24 protein-coding genes and 2 pseudogenes are annotated in these 24,411 nt (G+C 63.7%); 18 read left to right on the top strand and 8 right to left on the bottom strand.

What is annotated here, in order from left to right:
- The first annotated feature begins 1 nt into the window (after nucleotide 1).
- Complete coding sequence (locus ACIPG5_RS21720) at nucleotides 2–1,126, top strand: ABC transporter permease (RefSeq protein WP_236193340.1); 1,125 nt, start codon at nucleotides 2–4, stop codon at nucleotides 1,124–1,126.
- 228 nt (nucleotides 1,127–1,354) lie between these two features.
- Here the strand turns inward: ACIPG5_RS21720 and ACIPG5_RS21715 are convergent, their stop codons facing one another.
- Nucleotides 1,355–1,687 carry a DUF2834 domain-containing protein gene (locus tag ACIPG5_RS21715; protein ID WP_401378055.1) on the bottom strand — a complete coding sequence of 111 codons (333 nt, stop codon included), beginning with the start codon at nucleotides 1,685–1,687 and terminating at the stop codon, nucleotides 1,355–1,357.
- Between the two features lie 108 nt (nucleotides 1,688–1,795).
- On the opposite strand from ACIPG5_RS21715, the gene ACIPG5_RS21710 reads away from it, so the two are divergent.
- Nucleotides 1,796–2,629 carry a helix-turn-helix domain-containing protein gene (locus ACIPG5_RS21710; RefSeq protein WP_401378052.1) on the top strand — a complete coding sequence of 278 codons (834 nt, stop codon included), beginning with the start codon at nucleotides 1,796–1,798 and terminating at the stop codon, nucleotides 2,627–2,629.
- A gap of 20 nt (nucleotides 2,630–2,649) precedes the next feature.
- On the opposite strand, the gene ACIPG5_RS21705 is transcribed toward ACIPG5_RS21710, so the two are convergent.
- Together ACIPG5_RS21705 and ACIPG5_RS21700 are read right to left on the bottom strand one after the other, a co-directional pair.
- Nucleotides 2,650–3,354: a lipopolysaccharide kinase InaA family protein gene (locus ACIPG5_RS21705; RefSeq protein ID WP_373876235.1), complete on the bottom strand. Its 705-nt coding sequence runs from the start codon at nucleotides 3,352–3,354 to the stop codon at nucleotides 2,650–2,652.
- Nucleotides 3,355–3,491: 137 nt separating this feature from the next.
- Nucleotides 3,492–3,854: a VOC family protein gene (locus ACIPG5_RS21700; protein WP_314614008.1), complete on the bottom strand. Its 363-nt coding sequence runs from the start codon at nucleotides 3,852–3,854 to the stop codon at nucleotides 3,492–3,494.
- Nucleotides 3,855–4,248: 394 nt separating this feature from the next.
- On the opposite strand from ACIPG5_RS21700, the pseudogene ACIPG5_RS21695 reads away from it, so the two are divergent.
- The 3 genes and pseudogenes from ACIPG5_RS21695 to ACIPG5_RS21685 form a co-directional block, all read left to right on the top strand.
- A pseudogene (locus ACIPG5_RS21695) lies at nucleotides 4,249–4,443 on the top strand (site-specific integrase); the annotation flags it as partial.
- A 50-nt stretch (nucleotides 4,444–4,493) separates the two neighbouring features.
- The gene (locus tag ACIPG5_RS21690; RefSeq protein WP_236193337.1) at nucleotides 4,494–6,080 is read left to right on the top strand and encodes an ABC-F family ATPase; all 1,587 of its coding nucleotides are present in this window, start codon (nucleotides 4,494–4,496) and stop codon (nucleotides 6,078–6,080) included.
- Between the two features lie 203 nt (nucleotides 6,081–6,283).
- A complete protein-coding gene (locus ACIPG5_RS21685) occupies nucleotides 6,284–7,477 on the top strand; it encodes an MFS transporter (protein ID WP_401378048.1) in 1,194 nt (397 codons plus the stop codon).
- Here the strand turns inward: ACIPG5_RS21685 and ACIPG5_RS21680 are convergent.
- Both ACIPG5_RS21680 and ACIPG5_RS21675 read right to left on the bottom strand, forming a co-directional pair.
- A complete protein-coding gene (locus ACIPG5_RS21680; protein WP_401378045.1) occupies nucleotides 7,448–8,497 on the bottom strand; it encodes an alpha/beta hydrolase family protein in 1,050 nt (349 codons plus the stop codon). The genes ACIPG5_RS21685 and ACIPG5_RS21680 overlap by 30 nt on opposite strands.
- A gap of 137 nt (nucleotides 8,498–8,634) precedes the next feature.
- Nucleotides 8,635–9,246: an FMN-dependent NADH-azoreductase gene (locus ACIPG5_RS21675; RefSeq protein ID WP_401378042.1), complete on the bottom strand. Its 612-nt coding sequence runs from the start codon at nucleotides 9,244–9,246 to the stop codon at nucleotides 8,635–8,637.
- A 131-nt stretch (nucleotides 9,247–9,377) separates the two neighbouring features.
- Here ACIPG5_RS21675 and ACIPG5_RS21670 point away from each other — a divergent pair, with 131 nt between their 5' ends.
- A complete protein-coding gene (locus ACIPG5_RS21670) occupies nucleotides 9,378–10,280 on the top strand; it encodes a LysR substrate-binding domain-containing protein (protein WP_286913471.1) in 903 nt (300 codons plus the stop codon).
- On the top strand, nucleotides 10,273–10,632 hold the full coding sequence (locus ACIPG5_RS21665; RefSeq protein ID WP_176518295.1) for an MmcQ/YjbR family DNA-binding protein: 360 nt from the start codon (nucleotides 10,273–10,275) through the stop codon (nucleotides 10,630–10,632). The genes ACIPG5_RS21670 and ACIPG5_RS21665 overlap by 8 nt, the downstream gene beginning before the upstream one ends.
- Nucleotides 10,633–10,640: 8 nt before the next feature.
- Here the strand turns inward: ACIPG5_RS21665 and ACIPG5_RS21660 are convergent, their stop codons facing one another.
- Nucleotides 10,641–11,003 carry a DUF1294 domain-containing protein gene (locus tag ACIPG5_RS21660; RefSeq protein WP_371872009.1) on the bottom strand — a complete coding sequence of 121 codons (363 nt, stop codon included), beginning with the start codon at nucleotides 11,001–11,003 and terminating at the stop codon, nucleotides 10,641–10,643.
- Nucleotides 11,003–11,833, bottom strand: a complete 831-nt coding sequence (locus ACIPG5_RS21655; protein WP_236193326.1) for an undecaprenyl-diphosphate phosphatase — start codon at nucleotides 11,831–11,833, stop codon at nucleotides 11,003–11,005. The genes ACIPG5_RS21660 and ACIPG5_RS21655 overlap by 1 nt, the downstream gene beginning before the upstream one ends.
- A 298-nt stretch (nucleotides 11,834–12,131) precedes the next feature.
- On the opposite strand from ACIPG5_RS21655, the pseudogene ACIPG5_RS21650 reads away from it, so the two are divergent.
- From ACIPG5_RS21650 to ACIPG5_RS21600, 11 genes and pseudogenes are all read left to right on the top strand, one after another.
- Nucleotides 12,132–12,893: pseudogene (locus ACIPG5_RS21650) on the top strand (cache domain-containing protein); the annotation flags it as partial.
- Between the two features lie 138 nt (nucleotides 12,894–13,031).
- Nucleotides 13,032–13,766 carry a methyl-accepting chemotaxis protein gene (locus ACIPG5_RS21645; protein WP_373876238.1) on the top strand — a complete coding sequence of 245 codons (735 nt, stop codon included), beginning with the start codon at nucleotides 13,032–13,034 and terminating at the stop codon, nucleotides 13,764–13,766.
- Between the two features lie 99 nt (nucleotides 13,767–13,865).
- Complete coding sequence (pnuC, locus tag ACIPG5_RS21640) at nucleotides 13,866–14,429, top strand: nicotinamide riboside transporter PnuC (RefSeq protein WP_401378038.1); 564 nt, start codon at nucleotides 13,866–13,868, stop codon at nucleotides 14,427–14,429.
- Nucleotides 14,426–14,977 (top strand): AAA family ATPase, encoded by a 552-nt coding sequence (locus ACIPG5_RS21635; protein ID WP_236193321.1) that lies wholly within the window; start codon nucleotides 14,426–14,428, stop codon nucleotides 14,975–14,977. The genes pnuC and ACIPG5_RS21635 overlap by 4 nt, the downstream gene beginning before the upstream one ends.
- A 295-nt stretch (nucleotides 14,978–15,272) precedes the next feature.
- Complete coding sequence (locus ACIPG5_RS21630) at nucleotides 15,273–15,710, top strand: hypothetical protein (RefSeq protein WP_176518241.1); 438 nt, start codon at nucleotides 15,273–15,275, stop codon at nucleotides 15,708–15,710.
- 1 nt (nucleotide 15,711) lies between these two features.
- On the top strand, nucleotides 15,712–16,290 hold the full coding sequence (locus ACIPG5_RS21625) for an adhesin (protein WP_176518242.1): 579 nt from the start codon (nucleotides 15,712–15,714) through the stop codon (nucleotides 16,288–16,290).
- Between the two features lie 53 nt (nucleotides 16,291–16,343).
- Complete coding sequence (locus ACIPG5_RS21620) at nucleotides 16,344–17,831, top strand: heme utilization protein (RefSeq protein ID WP_236193319.1); 1,488 nt, start codon at nucleotides 16,344–16,346, stop codon at nucleotides 17,829–17,831.
- A gap of 66 nt (nucleotides 17,832–17,897) precedes the next feature.
- Complete coding sequence (locus ACIPG5_RS21615) at nucleotides 17,898–18,578, top strand: C39 family peptidase (RefSeq protein ID WP_176510826.1); 681 nt, start codon at nucleotides 17,898–17,900, stop codon at nucleotides 18,576–18,578.
- Between the two features lie 32 nt (nucleotides 18,579–18,610).
- On the top strand, nucleotides 18,611–19,357 hold the full coding sequence (locus ACIPG5_RS21610) for a hypothetical protein (protein ID WP_176510825.1): 747 nt from the start codon (nucleotides 18,611–18,613) through the stop codon (nucleotides 19,355–19,357).
- Nucleotides 19,358–19,405: 48 nt separating this feature from the next.
- Nucleotides 19,406–20,686, top strand: coding sequence for a hypothetical protein (locus ACIPG5_RS21605; RefSeq protein ID WP_401378032.1), 1,281 nt, complete (start codon nucleotides 19,406–19,408; stop codon nucleotides 20,684–20,686).
- A 137-nt stretch (nucleotides 20,687–20,823) separates the two neighbouring features.
- On the top strand, nucleotides 20,824–23,025 hold the full coding sequence (locus ACIPG5_RS21600; RefSeq protein ID WP_401378029.1) for an LTA synthase family protein: 2,202 nt from the start codon (nucleotides 20,824–20,826) through the stop codon (nucleotides 23,023–23,025).
- A 24-nt stretch (nucleotides 23,026–23,049) separates the two neighbouring features.
- Here ACIPG5_RS21600 and ACIPG5_RS21595 read toward each other — a convergent pair whose 3' ends face one another.
- The gene (locus ACIPG5_RS21595; protein WP_176510822.1) at nucleotides 23,050–24,375 is read right to left on the bottom strand and encodes a sigma-54 dependent transcriptional regulator; all 1,326 of its coding nucleotides are present in this window, start codon (nucleotides 24,373–24,375) and stop codon (nucleotides 23,050–23,052) included.
- Nucleotides 24,376–24,411: the final 36 nt, after the last annotated feature.

The raw sequence follows: 24,411 nt of genomic DNA, 5'->3' as shown, positions 1-24,411 counted from the left end.
CATGCGCAAACTGAAGAACATCCTGCGCCTGGGCCGCAAGGAGCTGTGGAGCCTGCTGCGCGACCCGGTGATGCTGATATTGGTGGTGTACGTGTTCAGCGTGTCGATCTACACCTCCGCCACCGCCGTGCCGGAAACCTTGCACAACGCCCCCATCGCCATCGTCGACGAAGACCACTCGCCGCTGTCCGCGCGCATTGCCACGGCGTTCTACCCGCCGGAGTTCAACATCCCGCGCATGATCGCCCTGGACGAAGTGGACCCCGGCATGAACAACGGCGACTTCACCTTCGTCCTCAACATCCCGCCCAACTTCCAGCGCGACCTGCTGGCCGGCCGTGACCCGCAGATACAGCTGAACATCGACGCCACGCGCATGAGCCAGGCGTTTACCGGCAACGGCTACATCCAGCAGGTGGTGATGGGCGAAGTCAGCGAGTTCGCCAGCCGCCACCGGGTCAGCAGCGCGCTGCCGGTGGAGCTGGTGCTGCGGGCGCGCTTCAACCCCACGCTGGAGAAGGCCTGGTTCGGCAGCATCGCCGAGATCATCAACTCGGTGGCCATGCTGTCGATCATCCTCACGGGCGCGGCGCTGATTCGCGAGCGTGAACACGGCACCATCGAGCACATCCTGGTGATGCCGGTGACGCCCGGGGAAATCATGGCTTCGAAAGTGCTGGCGATGGGGCTGGTGGTGCTGGTGGCCACCGCGCTGTCGCTCAATATCGTGGTGCGCGGGTTGCTCCACGTGCCCATCCAGGGCTCGATCGGGCTGTTCTTGTGCGGGGTGGCGCTGTGCCTGTTCGCCATGACCTCGATGGGTATCTACATGGCCACGCTGGCGCGCAGCATGCCGCAGTTCGGCTTGCTGCTAATGCTGACGCTGATGCCGATGAACATGCTCTCGGGCGGGCAAACGCCCAGAGAAAGCATGCCGGAGCTGGTGCAGCATGTGATGCTGGCGGCCCCCACCACCCATTTCGTCAGCCTCGGCCAGGCCATCCTGTTCCGTGGCGCGGGGCTGGAAACGGTGTGGAAGCCATTTCTGGCATTGCTGGTGATCGGCACGCTGCTGTTCGTGGCCTCGCTACGCCGCTTCCGGCGCACCCTCAGCCAGATGGCCTGAGCCGCGATCAGTAGCGCCGGTACTCGTGGCCACCGCGGTCATCGTAGTAGTGCCGGTGATGATCGCCATCATGCCAATACGGCCAGCAACCGCTGAGTAACACAACGGCCGACAAAATGGCGGCCCACGCTGCTTTACGTTTCATCTGAGTGTCTCCAGCCAGGCGAAACCTGGCCCTGCATAGATTTGACCCTGTGCAATCTCAAGGTTCATGCAGCCGTGCTCCACTCATCTGCAAGGCACCGGTCGTGCTTGGCGCTCCCGTCCAAACCCTCTGACCACGAGGTACAGCAGCGGCCCCACGGAAACGAACACCGCCGTCAGCAGCAGATAGGGAAGCAACGTCACCAGCGACTTGCCACGCGCACGGTTATCGTCGGCCATCCAGATACAGGCCAGCGCAGCCATCAGGTACAAGTCGATGACCAGTTGCGCGGTGTCTGGTTGGGAAATCAGCTCGAGCCCGAATGCCACCAGCGACTGCTCGGCGATCAGCATCGTCCAGGCGGTGTACAGCGAGAAGAGCACCAGCGCGCTCAATGCAATCAAACGAAGTGCCATGACCAGGTCCTAGGTAGGGTTCGCTGGCACGATAGTGATAGGGTTGCGCAGGCTCAATGACCTGTGAGGTCATGAAAGCCAAACCCCAAGGACGGCCAGAGGCGAAACATGCGTCATCACCTGCTCCACCATCAATGCCCGCCGCAAGCCCCACCGGCAGGCCAGCACCTGCGCTTGCTGCGCCGCCAGGCAGGGCTCAGCCAGCTCGACCTGGCGCTGATGGCCGGGGTTTCACAGCGCCACCTCAGCTGCATCGAGACCGGCCGCGCCAAGGCCAGCCCCAGTACCTTGCACGCCCTGCTCTCGGCCCTGGGCGCACCGCTGGATCACTGCAACGAAGTCTTCCTTGCCGCAGGCTTCGCACCTCGCTACAGCGCAACGCCGTTCGATGCTCCTGCCATGGAAATGGTGCACACCGCAATCGACCACATCCTGAAGGCAAACAATCCGGCGCCAGCCATCGTGATCGACAGCAACTGGGATGTCACGGCGGCCAATGTGAGCACGGGGCTGCTGCTGGCAATGGCAGGCGTGGCACAGCACGCGGCTTCAGGTTTCAATCTGCTGGAGACGCTGCTGCGCCCGGGCGGGCTTGGCGATCGCTTGGCCAACCCGCAGGATGTCCGCGCTGCGGCGTGGCAACGCGCTTCCCGGGAGGCGGTCGGCAACCCGCTGCTGGCGAAGCGCTTGCGCGGCCTGCCAGCGCCTGCCCTTGCCTTGCAGGCTCAGCCTGCCAACCCTGTGCTGCTGACCCGCGTTTACACGCCCGAGGGAGAGCTGAGCTTCATGTCAACGTTCACGACCTTTGGAATGCCCTTGGACATCACCGTGGAGTCGCTGCGCATCGAACATCTGATACCGGCCGATGAGTTGACCAGGCGCAGGATGATGCGGGCTTTCGAGCAATGCATGAGCGAAAAGCACCCTTGGCAGCAGGAATAGACGTCAAGGGTGCCGGGGCCTCAGCACGCGACCAGGAGCCGCTCTGCGTTCGGTCCAAACGCGTATCGATAGCCTCGGCAAAACGCTTCCCACTCTTGCCCTGACCATCCCGACCTGCGTTTGACTTGCCGCAAGTCATGGCGGGCGGCCCGTTTCGCGGTGAGTCGTTGCCTGGCCTTTTCAAGATCAAGCAATGCCACTTTTACGCTCGGCTCGCTGAAATCAACGAAGACATGTTTCAGATACAAGCAGCCATGTTGCCAACGGCCAACGTTCAACCTGGCGAGTGCTTGGCCATACGCTTCTAAAATCTCATGGTGGCGCCTGGACCCCAGTGTTTGGTCCAGCTTGTTGCGATAGAAGTCTTCCAGCGACAAATAGCCATCCAGCGCTGCCGTCACCATCACCGCATGCCACTCACCGCGCTGTTTACCGACATGGGCGTGCACAAGTGCTGGCGTCGATACGCCCAACAACGCAGCCGCACGAAGGGCCTTCGCTTCGCGGGCAACGGTTGGATAGCCCAACGGGTGCAGAAAACTTCGATAGACATGCCCAACTTGCTGCTTCTTGTAGAACGTCAGGCCCTCCAGCTCGACCCGGAGCACACCACTCTCCCCGCCTCGTCGAATGTTTGGGGGCTCCACCCACGCGCCAGGCGCATTCAGAATCGCCTCTACAGGCGGATGGCAGGAACTCAGACTTGTAGAATTATTATTAGTCATTGGCTACTCACTCATTTGCCAGCCTTGGCGTGGCGAGAGTTGGAATATAGCAGCCAGTTCGCAAGAAAATCGCCATCTTTGACGACTATTTCTGGATTCCACCACCTATCACTTTGCCACTATGGTGCGTGCCAGCGCTAACGTTCAGGAGCCTCGGCACTCCAAACGGCCAACTCGTATCCATCCGGGTCGATGAAGTGGAACCTTTGTCCTCCAGGGAAGGAAAATGTCTCTCGGCTGATACTGGCACCCGCTGAAATAAGTTTACGCTGCGACGCTTCCAGATCATCCGAGTACAGAATCACCAACGGGCCTCCAGGGCGAACGGGCTCCCCGGTCGTAAAACCACCAGTAAGCCGCCCATCGCTGAATTCGGTGTAGCTGGGGCCATAATCCACAAAGTTCCAGCCGAACGCCTTGCCATAGAAAGCCTTGCTGCGCTCGATGCTCGCTACGTTGAACTCGATGTTATCGATCTTGTTGTCTTTGCTCTGGCTCATCAGAACCTCCTTGTTGATGACTGCTATCTAATACAACTGGCATGACGCCATTCGACAAAACGCGAGACACCGCTCGCTTCAGCGTACCTTCGATGAACTTTCCGACAGTGCCCGAAAGCGCCTTAACGCTTTGCGCTCGACACAGGCATGAAACTGCTCACGAAAAAAACACAGGCTGGCCCCACCAGCCAACTGACGCTGGTTCCTGGGCTGATAGCCGGAACAACAAGCGTGACTGCGAACAGACCTATGCCTGCCCAAAGGCGCCTGCGTGGTGTGAGCCATTCGCGCATTGCATCCAGCCTTTTTTTCATCGCCACTGTCCTTGCCGGGTAGGCGGCGAAGCATATCACCCCCCATCACCGCTCAGCGCGGTCTGCCGGTGCGGAGGGAATTGAGGATCAGGCGTCGGCCCCCATACAACTGCCGTCACACCTATGCGACAATAGGCGCAATGTCCGGCCTCAACCCCGCATTCATCACCCAACAGCTGGGTCACAGCGTTCAGATGCTGCTGTCGACGTATGCCTGTTGGCTCAACTCAAGCTCCCACTGGAGCGAGCTGGAAAGCCCGCAGACTGGTATCTAATCGCTATCAGCTGAAAATCCAGCGTCGTAAGTTACTGATAGGTAAGCCCTTTGATCTCCACCGCCAACATCACCATGCAGTTCGGCTCCAAGCCGCTGTTCGAAAACGTTTCGGTCAAATTCAACAACGGCAACCGCTACGGCCTGATCGGCGCCAACGGTTGTGGCAAGTCGACCTTCATGAAGATCCTCGGCGGCGACCTGGAGCCGTCCGGTGGCCAGGTCATGCTCGAGCCCAACACCCGCCTGGGCAAGCTGCGCCAGGACCAGTTCGCCTATGAGGAATTCACCGTGATCGACACGGTGATCATGGGCCACGGCCAGCTGTGGAAGGTCAAGGCCGAGCGCGACCGCATCTACTCGCTGCCGGAAATGACCGAAGAAGACGGCATGGCCGTCGCCGAGCTGGAAACCGAATTCGCCGAAATGGACGGCTACACCGCCGAATCGCGCGCCGGCGAGCTGCTGCTGGGCCTGGGTATTCCGCTGGAACAGCACTTCGGCCCGATGAGCGAAGTGGCGCCAGGCTGGAAACTGCGCGTGCTGCTGGCCCAGGCATTGTTCTCGGACCCCGACGTGCTGCTGCTCGACGAACCGACCAACCACCTGGATATCAACACCATCCGCTGGCTGGAAACGATCCTCACGGCGCGCAACAGCACCATGATCATCATTTCCCACGACCGCCACTTCCTCAACAGCGTCTGCACCCACATGGCCGACCTGGACTACGGCGAGCTGCGCCTGTTCCCGGGCAACTACGACGAGTACATGACCGCCGCGACCCAGTCGCGCGAGCAGCTGCTGTCGGACAACGCCAAGAAAAAAGCCCAGATCGCCGAGCTGCAGACCTTCGTCAGCCGCTTCTCGGCCAACGCCTCCAAGGCCAAGCAGGCCACCTCGCGCGCCAAGCAGATCGACAAGATCCAGCTGGCCGAGGTCAAGCCGTCGAGCCGCGTCAGCCCGTTCATCCGCTTCGAGCAGACCAAGAAGCTGCACCGCCAGGCCGTGGTGGTCGAGAAGATGGCCAAGGCCTTCGACGACAAGGTCCTGTTCAAGAACTTCGACATCACCGTCGAAGCCGGCGAGCGCGTGGCGATCATCGGCCCCAACGGTATCGGCAAGACCACCCTGCTGCGCACCCTGGTGGGCGAGATGACGCCGGATGCAGGCTCGGTGAAATGGACCGACAGCGCCGAGGTGGGCTACTACGCCCAGGACCACGCCCACGACTTCGAAGACGACATGAGCCTGTTCGACTGGATGGGCCAGTGGACCAGCGGTGAACAGGTGATCCGCGGCACCCTCGGGCGCATGCTGTTCTCCAACGACGAGATCCTCAAGTCGGTGAAGGTGATTTCCGGTGGTGAGCAAGGCCGCATGCTGTTCGGCAAGCTGATCCTGCAAAAGCCCAACGTGCTGGTGATGGACGAACCGACCAACCACCTGGACATGGAATCGATCGAAGCGCTGAACCTGGCGCTGGAGAACTACCCGGGCACCCTGCTGTTCGTCAGCCACGACCGTGAGTTCGTGTCGTCGCTGGCCACGCGCATCATCGAGCTGTCGCCCGATGGCGTGGTGGACTTCAGCGGTACCTATGACGATTACCTGCGCAGCCAGGGCGTCGTGGTCTGACACAGCTGAGGCTGTGATGGCCTCATCGCCGGCAAGCCGGCTCCCACAGGAACAGCAGTGTGCTGCACCATCCCTGTGGGAGCCGGCTTGCCGGCGATGGCTGCAGCACAAATGCCGATGAATAATTAGTTAGCCTGCTTTCATTTCCTTCGCGCAGCGGCCATGATGAGGCCACGCCCAACCGCCCGCCCGCGAACGAGCCCATGACCGCGCAACAACCCGCCCCCGCCGCCAGTACCGCCAGCATCACCCTGCAGATCCTGTCGATCGTCTTCTACACCTTCATTGCCTTCCTCTGCATCGGCCTGCCGATTGCCGTGCTGCCCGGCTACGTGCATGACCAGCTTGGCTTCGGCGCTGTGGTCGCCGGCATCACCATCGGCCTGCAATACCTCGCCACCCTGCTCAGCCGGCCCTTCGCCGGGCGTGTGGCGGACACCCTGGGCGGCAAGAAGGCGATTCGCTTCGGCCTGCTGGGCATCGCCGGCTGTGGCGTGTTGACGTTGTTTTCCGCCTGGACCTTGAGTACGCCGCTGCTGAGCCTGGCCCTGCTTTTAGGCGGGCGCCTGCTGCTGGGGCTGGCCCAGGGCCTGATCGGCGTCGCCACCTTGAGCTGGGGCATCAGCCAGGTGGGGCCGGAACACACCGCCCGGGTGATCTCCTGGAACGGCATCGCCTCCTACGGGGCCATCGCCATCGGTGCGCCGGTGGGCGTGCTGGCCGTCGATGGCCTGGACTTCAGCGTGCTCGGCCCGGCGTTGCTGGTGCTGGCCGTGCTGGCGCTGGCGTTGCTGCGCAAGCGCCCGGATGTCGTGGTGATGCGCGGTGAGCGCTTGGCGTTCTGGTCGGCGTTCGGGCGCGTGGCCCCTTGCGGCCTGGGGCTGACCCTGGCGTCGATCGGCTACGGCACCCTGACCACCTTCGTCACCCTGTATTACCTGGAACGCGGCTGGGTTGGCGCGGCCTGGTGCCTGAGTGCCTTCGGCCTGTGCTTCATCATTTCGCGGCTGCTGTTCGTCAACGCCGTCAACCGTTTCGGCGGCTACAACGTGGCGGTCGTGTGCATGGCCACCGAAGTGCTGGGCCTGAGCCTGTTGTGGCTGGCGCCCGCACCGGCCTGGGCGTTGCTTGGCGCCGGGCTTACCGGTTTCGGGCTGTCGCTGGTGTACCCGGCGCTGGGCGTCGAGGCGATCAAGCAAGTGCCCAGCAGCAGCCGTGGCGCCGGGCTGGGCGCCTATGCGGTGTTCTTCGACATGGCACTCGCGGTGGCCGGGCCGGTGATGGGCGCGGTGGCCCTGCACCTGGGCTACGCCTCGATCTTCTGCGTCGCGGCCTTGCTGGCCCTGGCCGGGGTTGGCCTGACGCTGCTACTGGCGCGGCGGGCTGGTGGCAGCTGAGCGCTCGGCATGCTCCGGGGCGCCCAGCGCCTGGCTGAAGAATGAGGCGGTTTCCAGCTTCAGGGAATGATGGATATGGCGCCGATCGACCCCTTCGGCGTCCTTGCACAAGACCGGCATGCGCGCATGCTGCTCTTCATCGCAGCGGGCCATGAACACGAAGTGCCCGGCCCCGGCGAGCAGGCGGTAGTCGGGGGTGACCGGCAACTTGCGCGCCAGCGCCTCGGCATTGCGGTCCACTGCCAGCAACTGGTCGCTATCGCCGGTGTAGATCAGCGCCGGCACCTTGACGTTGGCCAGGGCATGGCGGCCGAACATCAGGCTCAACGGCGCCATCAGCATCACTGCGCCCACCCGCGGGTCGGCCTGGGGCTCCAGTTCGCTGCGGTCGGCAATCAGCACGCCGTGGGTCTTGCAGGCGTCGGCATCGTTGGGGCGCTCCAGGCAATACTGGCGCAGGCGGTCCAGGTCGGGCCGAGCACCAGACAGGATCAGCGCCGTTTCACCCCCTGCCGAGTAGCCGATCACCCCCACCTTGCCGTCGTTCAAATAGGGCGCCAACAGCGCGTCCTCACGGGCAGCCGTGATCGCGGCGCTGATCTGCAAGGGCCGGCCATACAAGTTGCTAAGGGTGCCTAGGCGGCTATGGTCGCTGGCGTTGTCGCCAGGGTGCACCACCGCCACCACCACGAAACCCTGGCGCGCCAGGGAGGTTGCCAGGTAGTGCAAGGCCAGGGGGCTGCCAGTGTTGCCATGGGAAAGCACCAGCAACGGGAACTGGCCAAGGGCAACCGGGGCTTCTTCGGCCACCTCGACGGGGTAACCATCGATGCGCAGGGTGCGCGGCGTGCCGTGGGCGGGGTAGAACGCCAACGCTTGCATCGGCTGTGCATCGACCGGGTCGGCCAGGGTCATGTGGTGCAGGCCGGCCACCCAGGGGGAGGCCAAGGGGGCACCCTGGGCATCGAGCAACAGGCCAGCGCACAGAAACAGTGCCAGCAAGCAACGGGGAATGTTCATCGGCCGGCCATCCGCGCAGGGCGAGGGGATTACCTGATGATAGGACGCGTTGACCGGGCGGCAGATGAAATCTGGATGAAACAAATAACAACACCCGCCTGCTCATCGAACAGGCGGGTGCGCTGTGGCTGGCCGGATCAGGCTGCGGCGAACAGCTCGTTGGCAATCTGCGCCTGGGCAGCATCGATCGCCTTGCTGCGGTGTTCCGGGCCATAGGCCAGGCCATGGGCGCGGACGATTTCCAGGTCGGTGATGCCGATGAAGCCGAGGAACACCTTGAGGAAGTCTTCGTGGCCGGCACCGGTCGGCTGGCCGGCGTGCAGGCCACCGGCAGTGGACACCAGCACCACTTTCTTGTCACCGCACAGCCCTTCTGGGCCGGCTTCGGTGTAGCGGAAGGTCTTGCCGGCAACCGCGACGCGGTCGATCCAGGCCTTGAGCTGGGTCGGCACGGCGAAGTTGTACATCGGCGCGCCAATCACCACGGCGTCGGCAGCCAGGAACTCTTCCAGGGTTTCGGCGCTGAGCTTGGCTTCGAAGGCCTGGGCGGCGTCACGCACGTCTTCCGGGGTGCCGGCAGCGACCAGGGTGGCCGCCGAGAAGTGGGCGATGGCGTCGGCGGCCAGGTCGCGGTAGACCACTTCGATGCTCGGGTCAGCGGCTTTCCAGGCTTGAACCACTTCGCGGCTGAGCTGGCGGGAGGCGGAATTGTCGCCCAGGATGCTCGAATCGATATGCAACAGTTTCATGGGACTCTCCTGTGAATGAAGACCGCGGCGGTGGGCGATCACGATGGAGAGAATCCTACCTAAGCGACCAATAGCTGATAAGCCGGTAAAAATGCGTTAGTTTGTCCCACAGGTAGAACAGTGAGACAGCCATGCAAGACCTCAACGACCTCTTCTATTTCGCCCGCGTGGTCGAAGCCGGCGGTTTCGCCGCTGCCGGGCGCCAGCTGGGGATCCCCAAATCGCGCTTGTCGCGGCGCATCGCCGAGCTGGAAGAACGCCTCGGCACGCGCCTTTTGCAACGCACCACGCGGCAGTTGAAGCTGACCACGGTCGGTGAACGCTACCTGCACCATTGCCAGGCGATGCTGATGGAAGCGGAGGCGGCCGACGAGGTGGTGGCCAGCCTGAGCAGCGAGCCGCGCGGCCGCTTGCGGGTGTCGTGCCCGGTGGCGCTGGCGCATGCCTTCCTGCCCGATGTGATCAGCCGCTTCCTGCAGCAGTACCCGCAGGTACAACTGGATATGGTGCTGCTCAACCGCCGCGTCGACCTGATTTCCGAAGGCATCGACGTGGCCCTGCGCGTGCGCGACCTGGGCGATGAGGACCCGGCGCTGGTCACCCGCCGCCTGCGCCAGGCGCAGATGCAACTGGTGGCCGCGCCGGGCTTTGCCGACCATGTGCGCGACCCGGCCGAGCTGGCCAGCCTGCCGGTGCTCGGCGCCGCCGAGGCCGACCGGCTGGTGCACCTGCGCTTGCACGGGCCCAATGGCCGGGAGCAGGAAATTGCCCTGGAACCGCGCCTGGCCATCGACGACTTCGTGGTGCGCAACGCCGCCGTGCGCGCCGGGCTTGGTTTCACCGCCTTGCCCAGCATGTTCTGCGAAGAAGAGCTGGCCCGCGGCGAGCTGGTGCGGCTGCTGCCGGAATGGTCGCTGCCGGGGGGCTACCTGCAAGCGGTGTACCCCCATCGGCGAGGCGTGTTGCCGGCGGTGCGGGTATGGATCGACCACCTCGCCGCCTCGTTCGAGGCCTGTGGAGAGCGTTATGTCTAGGCAGAAGATGACCGAGGAGCAGGTGGCGGCGTTTTGCCTGAGCCTGCCGGGGGCACGGGAAGACTACAAATGGGGCGGCATCCGCGTGTTCTCGGTGGCCGGCAACAAGATGTTCGCGGTCATCGGGCTGGCGGGTGAAGGGCTGTCGTTCAAGGTGGGCAACGAGCTGTTTCTGGGCTATTGCGACCGCCCTGGGGTGCGCCCTGCGCCTTACCTGGCGCGGGCGCACTGGGTCATCATGCAGCCGCCCTACCCCATGGGCCGTGAAGAGCTGTGCGACTTGCTGCAGCGCTCGCACCAGCTGGTGGTGCGGCGCCTGCCCAAGCGCCTGCAGGTGGGCTTGCTGATCTAGGCCGGGCCCTACGACAGCAGGTGGTTGCCCAGAAACAGCCAGTCGGCCCAGAACACCTGGTGCAGCAGCACGATGCCCCAGAACACGGCCTGATACGACAGCTTGCGCGTCTTGTGCCGGAACAACTGCTGGGCCACCAATGCCCCCGGCCAGCCGCCGAGCAGTTCACTGGCATGCAGCACCTTTTCCGGCGTGCGCCAGCCGGCATTGCGCGCCTGCTGCTTGTCTTGCCAGTACAACAGCAAGGCCACCAGGCTGGCCGCCGGGTACAGCCCCAGCGGCAGCCACGACTGCCCGATCCAGGCCATCTGCAACGCACCCGCCAAGGGCAGCAGGCACAGCACAGCCAGCACCAGCAGCTTGAGGCGCATCAGCCGGCAGCCGTCGACCAGTTGACCCAACCGAACTGCCAGGTCGCCAGGATCAGCAGGCCGAACACGATGCGGTACCAGGCGAACGCCGCATAGCTGTGGTTGGCGATGAACTTGAGCAGCGCGCGCACCGCAATCATCGCGAAGATGAACGAGGTGACGAAGCCTACGGCGAACACCGGCAGGTCGGCGGGCTGGAACAGGTCGCGGTACTTGTAGCCCGAATACACCGCGGCGCCGACCATGGTCGGCATCGCCAGGAAGAACGAAAACTCCGTGGCCGCCTTGCGCGACAGGCCGAACAGCAGGCCGCCGATGATGGTCGAGCCCGAACGCGAAGTGCCCGGGATCATCGCCAGGCACTGGACGAAACCGATTTTCAGCGCGTGCGTCCAGCGCATGTCATCGACGTGGTCCACTTGCACCCGGTGCGCACGGCGCTCGGCCCAGAGCATGATGACGCCACCGATGACCAACGCGGTGGCCACGGTGATCGGGTTGAACAGGTAGTGGTGGATCAGGTCGGCGAACAGCACCCCCAGCACCACCGCCGGCAGGAACGCCAGCAGCAGGTTGGCCGTGAAGCGTCGCGCTTTCGGCTGGCTGGGCAGGCCGATCACCACGTCGAGAATCTTGCGCCGAAACTCCCACACCACCGCCAGGATCGCTGCCAGCTGGATGATGATGTTGAACGCCATGGCCCGCTCACCGCCAAAACCGATCAGGTCGGCGACGATGATCTGGTGCCCGGTACTGGAGATCGGCAGAAACTCCGTCAAGCCTTCGACTACGCCTAAGATGATTGCCTGAAAGGCAGTCCAAAAATCCATTGTTCCCCCGTTGAAGCGCTGCTGCTTGCAGGCCCCTAGTTCTTGATTTGCTTGTATATGCCGTTCGCGGCGCGGATCTTTTACAGCGACTGTTGGAGTTACGCCAGTGGAAAAGTTCACCCAGGCTAAAGGTTTCATCCTGCGCGGCCGACAGCCTAGCAGAGCGGCCTGGCGATGGCTCGCCCGGCAGGCCGAGGTGCTATAAATAAATGGCACTTAGCCATTAGTCGGATACTGCACTGACGGCCAAGCGTGCTTGGATGCACTGAATAACAAGAACAATGCGGGAGTGCCGTTCATGAAGACCTTGAGGTCGATGTCGATCAGTCGCCGCCTGTGGCTGATTCTGCTGGTTGCGGTAGGCATGTTGCTGGTTCTGGGCCTGCTGATGCTGCGCCAGATCCACGGCGACCTGTACCAGGCCAAGGCGGAAAAGACCCGCCATGTGGTGCAGACCGCCGCCAGCGTACTGGCCTACTACCAGGGGCTGGAGGCCGCCGGTACGCTCAGCCGCGAGGCCGCCCAGCAGCAGGCGCTGCAGGTTGTGCGCGCGCTGCGCTATGACCAGGGCGACTATTTCTGGATCAACGACCTGGGGCCGAAGATGATCATGCATCCGACCAACCCCAAGCTCGACGGCCAGGACCTGTCCGCGATCCGCGACCCGGACGGCTTTGCGGTGTTCAACGAAATGGCCGCCCTCGCCCGCAGCCAGGGCGCCGGGCCGGTCAACTACCGCTGGCCCAAGCCCGGTGCCAGCGAACCGGTGGCCAAGACGTCGTACATTCAGCTGTTCCAGCCATGGGGCTGGGTCATCGGCTCCGGCGTCTATGTCGATGACGTGCAGGCCGAATTCGCCCGGCAACTGCGTGACGCTTCCCTGGTCGGCCTGGGCATCGCCCTGCTGATGGCCCTGGTGGTCATGCTGATCGCCCGCAGCATCGCCCGCCCGCTACAGGAGGCGGTGCAGGCGATGGGCAATATCGCCAGCGGCGAGAGCGACCTGACGCGCCGCCTGGACACCCATGGCCGCGACGAAATCACCCAGCTGGGCGAACACTTCAACCGCTTCAACGGCAAGCTTCAGGGGGTGGTTGGCCAGTTGCAGGAAACCGCCCACGCCCTGGCCCACTCCGCCGGGCATGTCGGCGACAACGCCGGCGCCGCGCAGCAGCACAGTGCCCAGCAATCGCTGCAGATGGACCAGGTGGCGACTGCCGTCAACGAAGTCACCTACGCCGTCCAGGACGTGGCCAAGACCGCCGAGCAGGCCGCAGGCGAAATGCATGCCGCGCAACAGCAGGTGGAAAATGGCCAGCAGGCCATCCAGGGCAGCCTGCAGCAGATCGACCGCCTGTCGCTGACCATCGACCAGGCAGTGCAGGTGATCCGCGACCTGGCCGGGCACAGCACGCGGATCGGCGGCGTGCTGGACGTGATCCGCGCCATTGCCGAGCAGACCAACCTGCTCGCCCTCAACGCCGCCATCGAAGCCGCACGCGCCGGCGAACAGGGCCGCGGCTTTGCCGTGGTGGCCGACGAGGTGCGCCTGCTGGCCCAGCGCACGGCGCAGTCGACGGCCGAGATCCATACCATGATCGAGCACCTGCAGAAGCAGTCCGATGCCGCGGTCAAAGCCATCGACACCAGCAGCGAGGCGTCGCGCCAGACCGTCGAACAGGCCCGCGAGGCCGGTGCCAGCCTCAGCGCCATCAACCAGGCGCTGCACAGCCTCACCGCCCTCAATGCCTCGATTGCCAGCGCCACCCTGCAGCAGTCGCATGTGGTCGAGGAAATCAACCGCAACGTGCTCGACACCGCCGGGCTGTCGCAGCAGACCGCCGATGCGGCGCGCCAGTCGAGCGATGCCGGGCTGGCCCTGGGGCAGTTGAGCGAAGGCCTGGAGCAGATGCTTCGGCAATTCAAGGTGTGACCCCGTGCGGGGCGGTGCAGCCAGCCCACACGCTGCGCTACACCTGCCCTCGCCCACAGGCTACAATCGCGCCCCTTCCAAAGCAGCCAAGGATCGCCGATGTCCGGCCTCGAACTCATCGCCGCCGTGCTCGGCGTCACCGCCGTGTGGCTTACCGTCAAGCAGAACGCCTGGTGCTGGCCGATCGGCCTGGTGATGGTGCTTATATATGGCTGGCTGTTCTTCGATGTGAAGTTGTACTCGGGCATGCTCCTGCAAGTGGCCTACGCCGCGCTGCAACTGTATGGCTGGTGGCAGTGGAAGCGACCGGGCCGGGTCGAAGATGCCCGCCAGGTCTCGCGCCTGCCGGTGCCGGCAGTGGCCGCCGGGCTGGCAGGCGGCCTGCTGCTGAGCGTGGCCCTGGGCGCGGCCATGGCCCAGTGGACCGATGCTGCCCTGCCCTGGCTGGACGCCACGCTGACCGGTTTCAGCCTGGTCGCGCAACTGTGGATGGCGCAAAAGCGCGTGCAGTGCTGGCCACTGTGGTTCGTGGTCGACGTGGCCTACGTCGGCCAGTACCTGCACCAAGCGCTGTACTTCACCGCAGGTTTCTTCGCCGTGCTGACCTTGATTGCCGTGCGCGGCTGGCTGGAGTGGCGCCGCGACCCGGCGCTGCAGGCATGAAGGTCCTGGTGCTGTGTGGCCCCGAGTCCAGCGGCAAGAGCTGGCTCAGCGGCGAAATCCAGGCGCATTTCGGCGGCGTGGTGGTGGGCGAGTACGTGCGCCACTTCATCGACCGCGAAGGCCGCGACACCTGCTACGCCGATATCACCCCCATCGCCCAGGGCCAGCTGGCCTGGGAGGACCAGGCACGCCAGCAGGCGCCTGAACTGCTGATCCTCGACACCCACCTGCTCAGCAACATGCTCTGGAGCCGGGCGCTGTTCCAGGATTGCCCGGCGTGGCTGGAGCAGGCCCTGCTGACTCGCCGCTATGACCTGCACCTGCTGCTCAGCCCGCAAGGCGTGGGCTGGGTGGCCGACGGCCAGCGCAGCCAGCCGGACCTTGCCGACCGGCAACGCTTTTTCGCCGACAGTTTGGCCTGGCTGCAGCAGCATCGGCAGCCGCTGCAGGTAATAGAAGGTGACTGGCCGCAACGCAGCGCGGCGGCATTGCGCGCCGTGCAGGGCCTGTTGCAAGGTAAATCCCCGGTTTGCCCCACCGAGTGTTAACCCCCTGACACACCCAGGCGGGCGTTGAACCCCGTGTTTGCGGACTTCTTCCCCCAGGGCTGGGGAAGTGTCACGCAGCTGTTACAACGCCTGGAAGTGCCTTTCGCGCAACAGCCATAGCGGCAAATGGCCCCGGTTGGCCAAAATCTGTCTCAACGCTGATACAGGATTCTCCCAGCGCCGCCAGCAAGTTCATGCAACCCACTGATTCACCGGCAATATCCAAAAGCGGCACGCCTTCTGCTCTCCTCCTCGCAACGCCGATTCAGGCCAGCGCTGAAGAAGGATTGCCGTCATGGGAAAACTGGACAATGGCATCTGCCGCCTGTTGCTGGTCGGTTGTGCATTGGGCGCGGGCTTCAGCGTTCCGGTGCAGGCCGACAACGGCATCATCGTGATCACCCGCGATGTGCAGCCACGCATCGCCACCCGTGCGCCGCTGGCGCCCGACCCCTACCCCACCACCGCCAACGCCAACCCGTCCGCGCAAGTGCTCAGGCAAACCAACGAGCTCAGTGATGGCGACTTCGCCAACATCACCAGCGGCACCGGCATTTCCTCGCTGATCACCCAGCAGACCAACAACGTCGGCGGCAGCATCGGCACCCAGACCCAGCTGCCCAACCTGGCGGCCGGCCGTGGGTCAGGCTCCGGCAACGGCATTTCCAACATGGTCAACTCAAGCGTGCAGCGTGGCCTGGCGCCCCTGCAGATGCTGACCGGAGGCAAATGAGATGAGGCAGACGCTGTTTATCCTGGCCACCCTGTGCAGTGCCTCGGCCTTCGCCCAGTCGCCCGTTCCCGTGATCAACAGCGCCGACATCGACAGCTCCGGCGCGCAGTACCAAGGCAACTTCAGCGTCAACCAGGCGGCCGGCGACCTGCAGCAACAGGCCAACGCCCGCGCCATCGCCACCGGCACCCATGCCGCAGCGACCACGCAGATCCGCCAGCGCCAGCTGTCGATCATCGACCCCAACATGGGCGCCACCGCCAGCATCCAGGGCAATGCCTTCAGCCATGGCAACGGTGCCCTGGGCGTGAACCAGAGCGCCGGGGCCAGCACCCAGCAGGCCAACGCCCTGCGCATCAGCATCAGTACACAACCGCAAAGCATCGATGACAGCGTCCTGTTGCAGCAGAACGTGGCGCTGATCAAAAGCTCCGATCCGACTGATACCTCTCCCGGCTATCGCCATGTCACCACCGGTGACCAGGCATTCACCGGTAGCCGCGGGGTCATTCAGCTGAATCAGAGCGCCGGGGTGGGCAACCAGATGGCAAACACCCTGAGCGTACGGGTCCCGAACTGACCCGAAGGTGTAAGTAAGCACAACACTTAACCTAAAGAAGACGGAGAAACACCATGAAACCCTCGATGGCAATCAAGCCTCTGGTTTTCGCAATTGCTGCGGTCATGGCTGTTGCTGCACAAGCGGATCAGAACGACCGGCGTGGCCACGGCCACAACAATAACCACACACCACCGGCAAAGCAGATCTACACCACCGCCACTGCCAAGGCGACTGATACTCAGCGCAGCACTGGCAACAAGATCCTCAACGAAGGCACCGTCAACGAAGCTGAAATGAGCAGCTCCGGCACCGGCGCGAGCGGCAACGTGGGCGTCAACGTGGCGGCCGGTAACGGCAACCAGCAGGACAACGCCGCGGCCATTGCCAACACCGCGTCCGACAACGCCGCAATCGACAACAGCTTCGTCTTCGGCAACTCCGAAGCCACTGCAAGCGTCCGTCAAACCAGCAACAACAACATCGTCAAGAACTGGTCGACCCAGAGCTCTGCGGTCATGAGTGGTTCGGCTGACGGCAGCAGCGGCAACGTTGGCATCAACGTGGCCGGTGGCGACCTGAACCAACAGAAAAACACCATGGCCATTGCCAACAACAGTGCCGCCATTGGCAACTCCACTGCCACCGCCAGCGCCAATCAGAACGGGCCTGGCCTGACCGTGGAAAACCGCGCCGATCGTACCTACTCGCTCGATACCCTGAGCTTCACCACCACCTCGAGCGGTTCGTCCTCGCGTAGCGGCTCGTTCGATGCGAGCGTCGACAAGAGCTCGAGTTCGAGCTTCAGCGTGTCTGGCAACCAAAGCAGCAGTGCCAGCGGTTCGAAGAGCAGCAGCTCCAGCGGGTCTAGCAGCATGACCGCCAGCGGCTCGAACAGCAGCAGCGCCAGCGGCAGCAACAATAGCAGCGCCAATGGTTCGAACAACTGGGCTGCCAACGGTACGGCGAGCACTGACCACAGCTCCTCGTCGAGTGCTTCGGTGAACGCTTCGCTCGATGCCAGCGCCTCGGGCAGTGCGTCTTCGTCGCAAACCTTCGGCAACTTCACACGTTCGCGCAGCGGCGACTTCGACGCCTCGCTCAATGCATCGCTCGATGCATCGATCGACAAGTCGCACCAGTCGTCCAGCAACTCGTCGTTCGACACGGCCTTCAACTCGTCCTACGACAAGGCCAACGCCTCCTCGTATGACCACAGCCGCGACTCTTCCTATGACAAGGCCCGTGATACTTCCTACGAGAAGGCTCACGATTCGGCATGGGAAAAAGCCAACGCTTCGGCCTTCGAGAAGTCTGGCGACAAAGCCTCGCAATCTTCGGACAGCATCTCGAAGAGCTACAACGAGGCCAACTCGTATGACCTGAGCAACACCGTGTCCTTCCAAGTGCTGACCCCGACCGGCTGGGCCAACCCTGTCACCAACACCGCAACCCTCAGTGGTTCGGTCAATGGCGGCAGTGGCAACCTGGGCGTGAACGTGGCATCCGGTGTGGGCAACCAGCAAAGCAACTCGCTGGCCATCTCCAACACCTCGATGTAACTGCTGTGGCCTGGAGGCCCCCTTCGGGGGGCCTTCTTTCAACCAAACCCGTTGGGGGCATCGAACATGCGCATTATCGCCTTGGCGTTCTTGCTGTGCATGGCCAGTGTGAGCGAAGCAGCCCAAATGCCGTTGTCCGTCCTGCCGGGCGGCGCGGTGATCTACAAGCCCGTGCAAAGCATCCGCGAGCGCAAGTTCGCTGACCTTGTGCAACAGAAAACCGACTTCAGTTGCGGCGCCGCGTCGCTGGCGACCATCCTGCGCCAGGCCTACTGGCTGGACGTGGACGAACAACACGTGATCGAGGGCATGCTGGCCAACGCCGACCAGGACCTGGTGCGTACCCAGGGCTTCTCGATGCTCGACATGAAGCGCTACGTGGAAAGCCTGGGCATGCGCGCCCGCGGCTACCGGGTAGCCGCCGACACCTTGCACAGCATCCGCATCCCGGTGGTGGTGCTGATGGATATCCGCGGCTACAAGCATTTCGTGGTGATGCAGAAGGTCGACCAGGGCTGGGTCTACATCGGCGACCCGGTGCTGGGCCACAAACGCTTCAAGCTCGATGATTTCGTCAAGGGCTGGAACGGCATCATCTTCGCCGTGATCGGCCAAGGGTACGACAAGTCCAACATCTTGCTCGACCCGCCCCTGCCACTGAGCGCCAAGAATCGCATCAACAACTTCACCCCGGTGAAGGATGCAGAGTTGATGGACTTCGGCTTCATCCAAAGCGACTTCTTCTAATGACAAGGGGCAAGACGCCCCGGGAGCATCCCATGAAGACTTCATGCTGGCTCGCAGTCCTTTGCCTGGCTGCCAGCCTGCCGACCCAGGCACAGACGTTCAAGCCCATCGAACTGAAGGATCAGGAGCTGGCCAACCTGCGGGGTCGCTACGTATTGCCCGGGCGCATCGTCAGCTTCGGCGTGGTCATGACCAGCACCTGGCAGAACGCCAATGGTGAAGTGATCGGCGCCACCTCCTCGATGCAGATCCAGCATTCGACCCTGCAGCCGCAGTTCTATGTGTCGATGATCAATGAGAAAGGTGCCGGCACCTCGCACAACCAGGCCCCGGGCACCGGCACCATCACCGGTGGCAGCGGCCTGAACAGCACCGAGGGGGTGACCCAGGTGGTGCGCGCCGCAGGCGACTACAACGCGGCCTACAACGATGTCGGCATCAATGTCACCAAGGGCAACGAGGCGCCGGCCACGCCGCCGCAAGGCCAGGCCCTGGCAGCCGGCCAGACCCTGACCGGCGCCAACGGCGCAGGCTCCTTGAGCGTTTCGGCCAACGGCACCGGGGTTCAGCTGGGCATCGTCGCCAACAACAACCAGGGCAGCAGCCTGCAGCGGCTGGCCCAGGGTGGGCTGATGCAGAACACCACCCTGCTCGGCGCGGGCAACCAGGTGCGCAACCTGACCGAGCTGAATGTGGTGCTGCGCGACAACCCCTCGGCCGCAGCGCCGATGAACGCCAATCTTGATCAGCTCAAAGGTCTTCGCAACGGCGGATACTGATCTACGCTCAGTCTCATCGAACAAGTAGTCAGAAGGGACGGCTAATCCATGCATCGTTTGTTTACGTTGAGAGCTATCGTTTGTTTGAGTACCTTGGCCCCGGCCACTTTGCTTCAAGCAGCAACCGACCCCCAGGTCGAAGCACTGAAACAAGAACTGATCGCGCTCAAAGAGCGCTACGAAGCCCAACAGAATGCATTGATGGTGCTGGAACAACGCCTTCGCCAGGTCGAGGAAGCCCCGGCGGCACCTGCGCCCAAGCGCTTGACCAAGTCGCCGGCCGAAGGCGTCAAGGGGGCGCAAACCGTGGCCTCCGGGGCGCCTGGCGCGAGTGGCAGCTCCTATGGCCAGTCGCTCAAGGACGATTCGGAACCGGCGCAAAGCGTGTCCAACCTGTATGACGAGGCCAGCGGCTTCTTCGGCGGCGGCAAGTTCAGCGTCGAAACCGGTGTGACCTACACCCACTACGACACCCGCGCCCTGACCCTCAACGGTTTCCTGGCGCTCGATTCGATCTTCCTGGGCAACATCAACATCGACCGCATCAAGGCCGACAACTGGACGCTGGACCTGACCGCACGCTACAACGTCGACCAACGCTGGCAATTCGATATAAACGTGCCCATCGTCTATCGCGAATCGACCTATTCCTCGGGCGGTGCCGGCGGTGCTGCCGGGGTGAGCTCCGACGGCACCGTCACCCGCGACCCGATGATCGGCGACGTCAACGTCGGCGTGGCCTACAAGTTCATCGACGAGTCGGAAAACTGGCCCGATGCCGTCGCCACCCTGCGGGTCAAGGCGCCTACCGGCAAGGACCCTTATGGCATCAAGCTGATCCAGGACCCGGGCAACGACAACCTGGCCATTCCTGAAGACCTGCCGACCGGTAACGGCGTCTGGGCCATCACCCCGGGCATCTCGCTGGTCAAGACCTTCGACCCGGCGGTGCTGTTCGGCAGCCTGTCGTACACCTACAACATGCAGGATTCGTTCAGCGACATCAGCCCCACGGTCAACACCAAGGTGCCGGGCGATGTGAAACTGGGCGACTCCTGGCAGATCGGCGGCGGTATCGCCTTTGCCCTGAACGAGAAGATGAGCATGTCGTTCTCGGTCACCGACCAGTTTGCCCGCAAGAGCAAGATCAAGCCTGACGGCGGTGACTGGCAGTCGATCACCAACAGCGACTACAACGCGGCCAACTTCAACATCGGCCTGACGTTTGCCGCCAGCAACAACCTCACCATCGTCCCCAACCTGGCCATCGGCCTGACCGACGATGCCCCGGACTTCTCCTTCAGCCTGAAATTCCCCTACTACTTCTGACTTGCCATGGCGCAACCCGGCCCCCGCGCGGGCCGGGTTTTGGTAACCAACCTTGTAGCCGACCGCTTTCCTGACAGCGTGCTGTTATCATCGCCCACTGCGATATGACATCTTGAAGTCAATTAAGGAAAGTTTTCGTGAAGAACCTGCTTGGCCACCCGCACTCCCGGCTCGTCGCCCTGGCGACCCTGGTGCTGGTGATTCCACTGACTGCGCGCGCCCTGCTGGGCTGGTCCAACCCGCTTGGCTACCTGTCGGACCTGGCCTTGGGCAGCCTGCTGCTCGTGCTGCTGCACCGTCGCCCCGCGTGGCTGGCCCTGCCCGTGCTGCTGGCCTGGGCGGCGCTGTGGGTGGCCTCGGCCGAGCTGGTGAGCGCTGTCGGGCGGCTACCGAACAGTGGTGACCTGGCGTACCTGATCGACCCCCAGTTCATGGAAAACTCCACCGGCGGCGGCCTTGCCCATGGCTGGCTGCCCTGGCTCATGGCCGGGGGGCTGCTGGCCTGCTGTCTCAGCGCCTGGAGCACCCGCGCGCAGCGGGCTGCCGCGCTGCCGCGCTGGGCCTTGTGCATCCCGGTGCTGCTGTTCGGCCTGCACTGGGGCAGCCAACAGCTTGCCCCTTCGGACGCCGACCAGTGGCGCCAGTACAACCTCTCCCACCAGCTGCTGTCGGCAGGCGTCAACGACCTGCAACGCCGCGCCCTTGCCTGGGGCGGCCAGGAACAACCGATCACCCCCTTGCCCAGTGCCGGCCTGACCCAGGCCGACCTGCATGGCCAGAAGCTGCTGGCTGGCCCCGGCAGCGCCCGCAACCTGCTGGTGATCACCCTCGAAGGCATCCCCGGTGCCTACCTGCGGCCCAACCGCCAGGCCCTGCACAGCCGCTTCGACGAAGAGCTCATGCCCAACCTCAGCCGCTGGGCCGAGCGGGGCATGAACACGCCGGACTACGTGCTGCACACCCACCAGACCATTCGCGGCCTGTACGCCATGCTCTGCGGCGACTACGACAAGCTCGCCAACGGTACGCCCAAAGGCATGGAGCTGCTGACCCAGCAGCAACGCAACCTGGCCTGCCTGCCGTCGCAGTTGCGCCAGGCCGGCTTCAGCACCCACTACCTGCAAGGCGCGGGCCTGCGCTTCATGGCCAAGGACCGGATCATGCCGCACATCGGCTTCGACTCGGTGCACGGCCTGGAGTGGTTCAGCAATGAGAACTACCTGGAATTCCCATGGGGCAAGGACGACCGGGCTTTCTTCGAAGGCGCCCTGGACTACGTCGGTCAATTGCGCCAGCAAGACCGCCCATGGATGCTCACCCTGCTGACCGTGGGCACCCACCAGCCGTATTCGGCGCCGGCGGATTACCTGGCGCGTTACGACACGGCCAAACAGGCAGCAGTAGCCTACCTGGACGATGCTGTGGGGGCGTTTCTCGACAACCTCGAGCGCCAAGGGGTGCTCAAGGACACCCTGGTGGTGGTGACTTCGGACGAATCCCACGGCATCGACGGGGTGCGCCTGGCCTCATCGTGGGGCTTCAACCTGCTCCTGGCCCCGGAGCAGGCGCAACTGCCCCACCTCAAGCAAGGCACCTACGGGCACATCGACCTGACCACGTCGCTGCTCGACTACTTTGCCCTGCCAATCCCGGTCGCCCTGGGCGGGCGCTCGTTGCTGCGCGATTACGACAGCGGGCGAGAGATGATTTCCTACACCAATGGCATGCTGCGCTACCACGATGGCCAAGGCGTGTTCACCGAGTGCGACTTCCAGCAACGCTGCCGCCGCTATGCCAGCCAGGGCTTCATTGCCGACCAGGCCCGCTACCTCGGCCCGGCAGAGCGCCAGGCCGGCCCACAGCTCAACGCCCTGGCCGGGGTGCTCGACCAGTCTCTGCTGCAAACCCCACTCAACCTGCGCTACCAGTTCGGCGGCCCTTCGGCCATCCCGCTGCAGGCACGCATTCACGATGACTGGGCCGACAACCTGATCGGCGCGCAGTACCTGGAAATGCCAGAAGGCTCGCACACGCGGGTGCGGGTCAAGGTCCGCGCCCTCGACCGCCAGCATGTGGCCTATATCCAGCTCAAGGCCAAGGAGCTGGAGCAGGACGTGCCGCTGGGCCTGCCCGAAGAGATTCGGGTCACGGCCGATGAGCCGCTGGAGATGGAGTTCGGCTTCGACAACCCAACCCTGCGCAAGGCATTTTCCTTCCACTTGCTGGGGTATGGCGGTGGCGAGGTCGAGGTCAGCGACTTCAGCGTCATCACGGCGCTGCCAGGTGAAGAAGAGACGATCGAGGAACTGTCGGACGGGCATATCGCCCAGTCGAGCTGATCGATCGGCCGCCTGGGGCCAGGTTCAGCGAATCTGGTGTTTGTGCAGCAGCCGATAGAATGTCGGCCGCGACACCCCCAGCACCTTCGCGGCAATGCTCAGGTTGTTGCTGTGCCTGTCGAGCACATCGCACAGCGCCTGGCGTTCCGCGCGGTGCTTGTAGTCTTCCAGGGTACCCAGCGGGTGCTCCTCCTGCTCCAGCACGTGCAACCCCAGGTCCTGGGCTTCGATCTGCCGCCCTTCGGCCAGCACCAGCCCCCGGCGTACCCGGTTGGCCAGTTCGCGGACGTTGCCCGGCCAGTTGTGCCGCCCCATGGCGGCCAGGGCGTGGTCGCTGAAGGTACGCGGCCGGCGGCCGGTCTCCAGGCTGTAGAAGTGGGAAAAATGGTTGGCCAGCATCGACAGGTCACCATGCCGGTCACGCAAGGGCGCTGTCACCACCTGCAAGACGTTTAGCCGGTAATACAGGTCTTCGCGAAAACGCCCTTGCTCGATGGCTTTTTCCAGGTCCACGTGGGTGGCGGCCAGCACCCTCACATCCACGGGAATCGGCTGGCTGCCACCGACCCTCTCGATGTGCTTTTCCTGCAGGAAACGCAGCAAGTTGGCCTGCAACTCCAGCGGTAGGTCGCCAATTTCGTCGAGAAATAGCGTACCGCCATGGGCCGCCTCGATGCGCCCTGCCTTGCGCTGATGGGCGCCGGTGAAGGCGCCCTTTTCGTGCCCGAACAACTCGGACTGAATCAGGTGTTCGGGTATCGCCCCGCAGTTGATGGCGATGAACGGCATCTCGCAACGTTGTGACTGGCGGTGCAAGGTACGCGCCACCAGCTCCTTGCCAGTGCCGCTCTCGCCACGGATCAGCACCGGCGATTCGGTGGGCGCCAGTTTGCCGAGCAATTTGCGCAGCTCCAGGATCGGCCGGCTGTCACCCAGCAGTTCATCCTCCAGGCCATTGATCGGCACACTGCCCTTGCCGCGCAGGCGCGCCATGCCAAAGGCCCGCCCCAGGGTCACCAGCACGCGGGACACGTCGAATGGCAGGGTATGGAAATCGAAGAACCACTCGCAGACGAAATCGCCGACGTTCTGCATGCGCAGCTGGTCGGCATCGAGCACCGCAATCCATTCGGTATTGCTGCGCTTGATCATGTCCTTGACCGCGTCGGGGTGGCGCAGGTGCGAGGCCTGCAGGCGCAACAGCCCAAGGTCGCAGCGGTGCTCCAGGGCCAGGTCCAGGCTACAGCTGTGGACATCCCAGCCCCCACTCTCCAAGCCTGGTAACAAACGGTGACAATCATCGCACGGGTCGACGATGAGCAAGCGACGAAGGGCGGCGGATTCGTGCATGACCGTTCCTTGGCGCCAATTTGTGGTTTTTTACGT

Origin of the sequence: Pseudomonas sp. NPDC087029 (genome assembly GCF_044745345.1) — a bacterium.
GTDB classification, from domain to species: domain Bacteria; phylum Pseudomonadota; class Gammaproteobacteria; order Pseudomonadales; family Pseudomonadaceae; genus Aquipseudomonas; species Aquipseudomonas faucium.
Note: the sequence above shows the minus strand (reverse complement) of the source record. Positions and strands in the feature narration are given on the sequence as shown.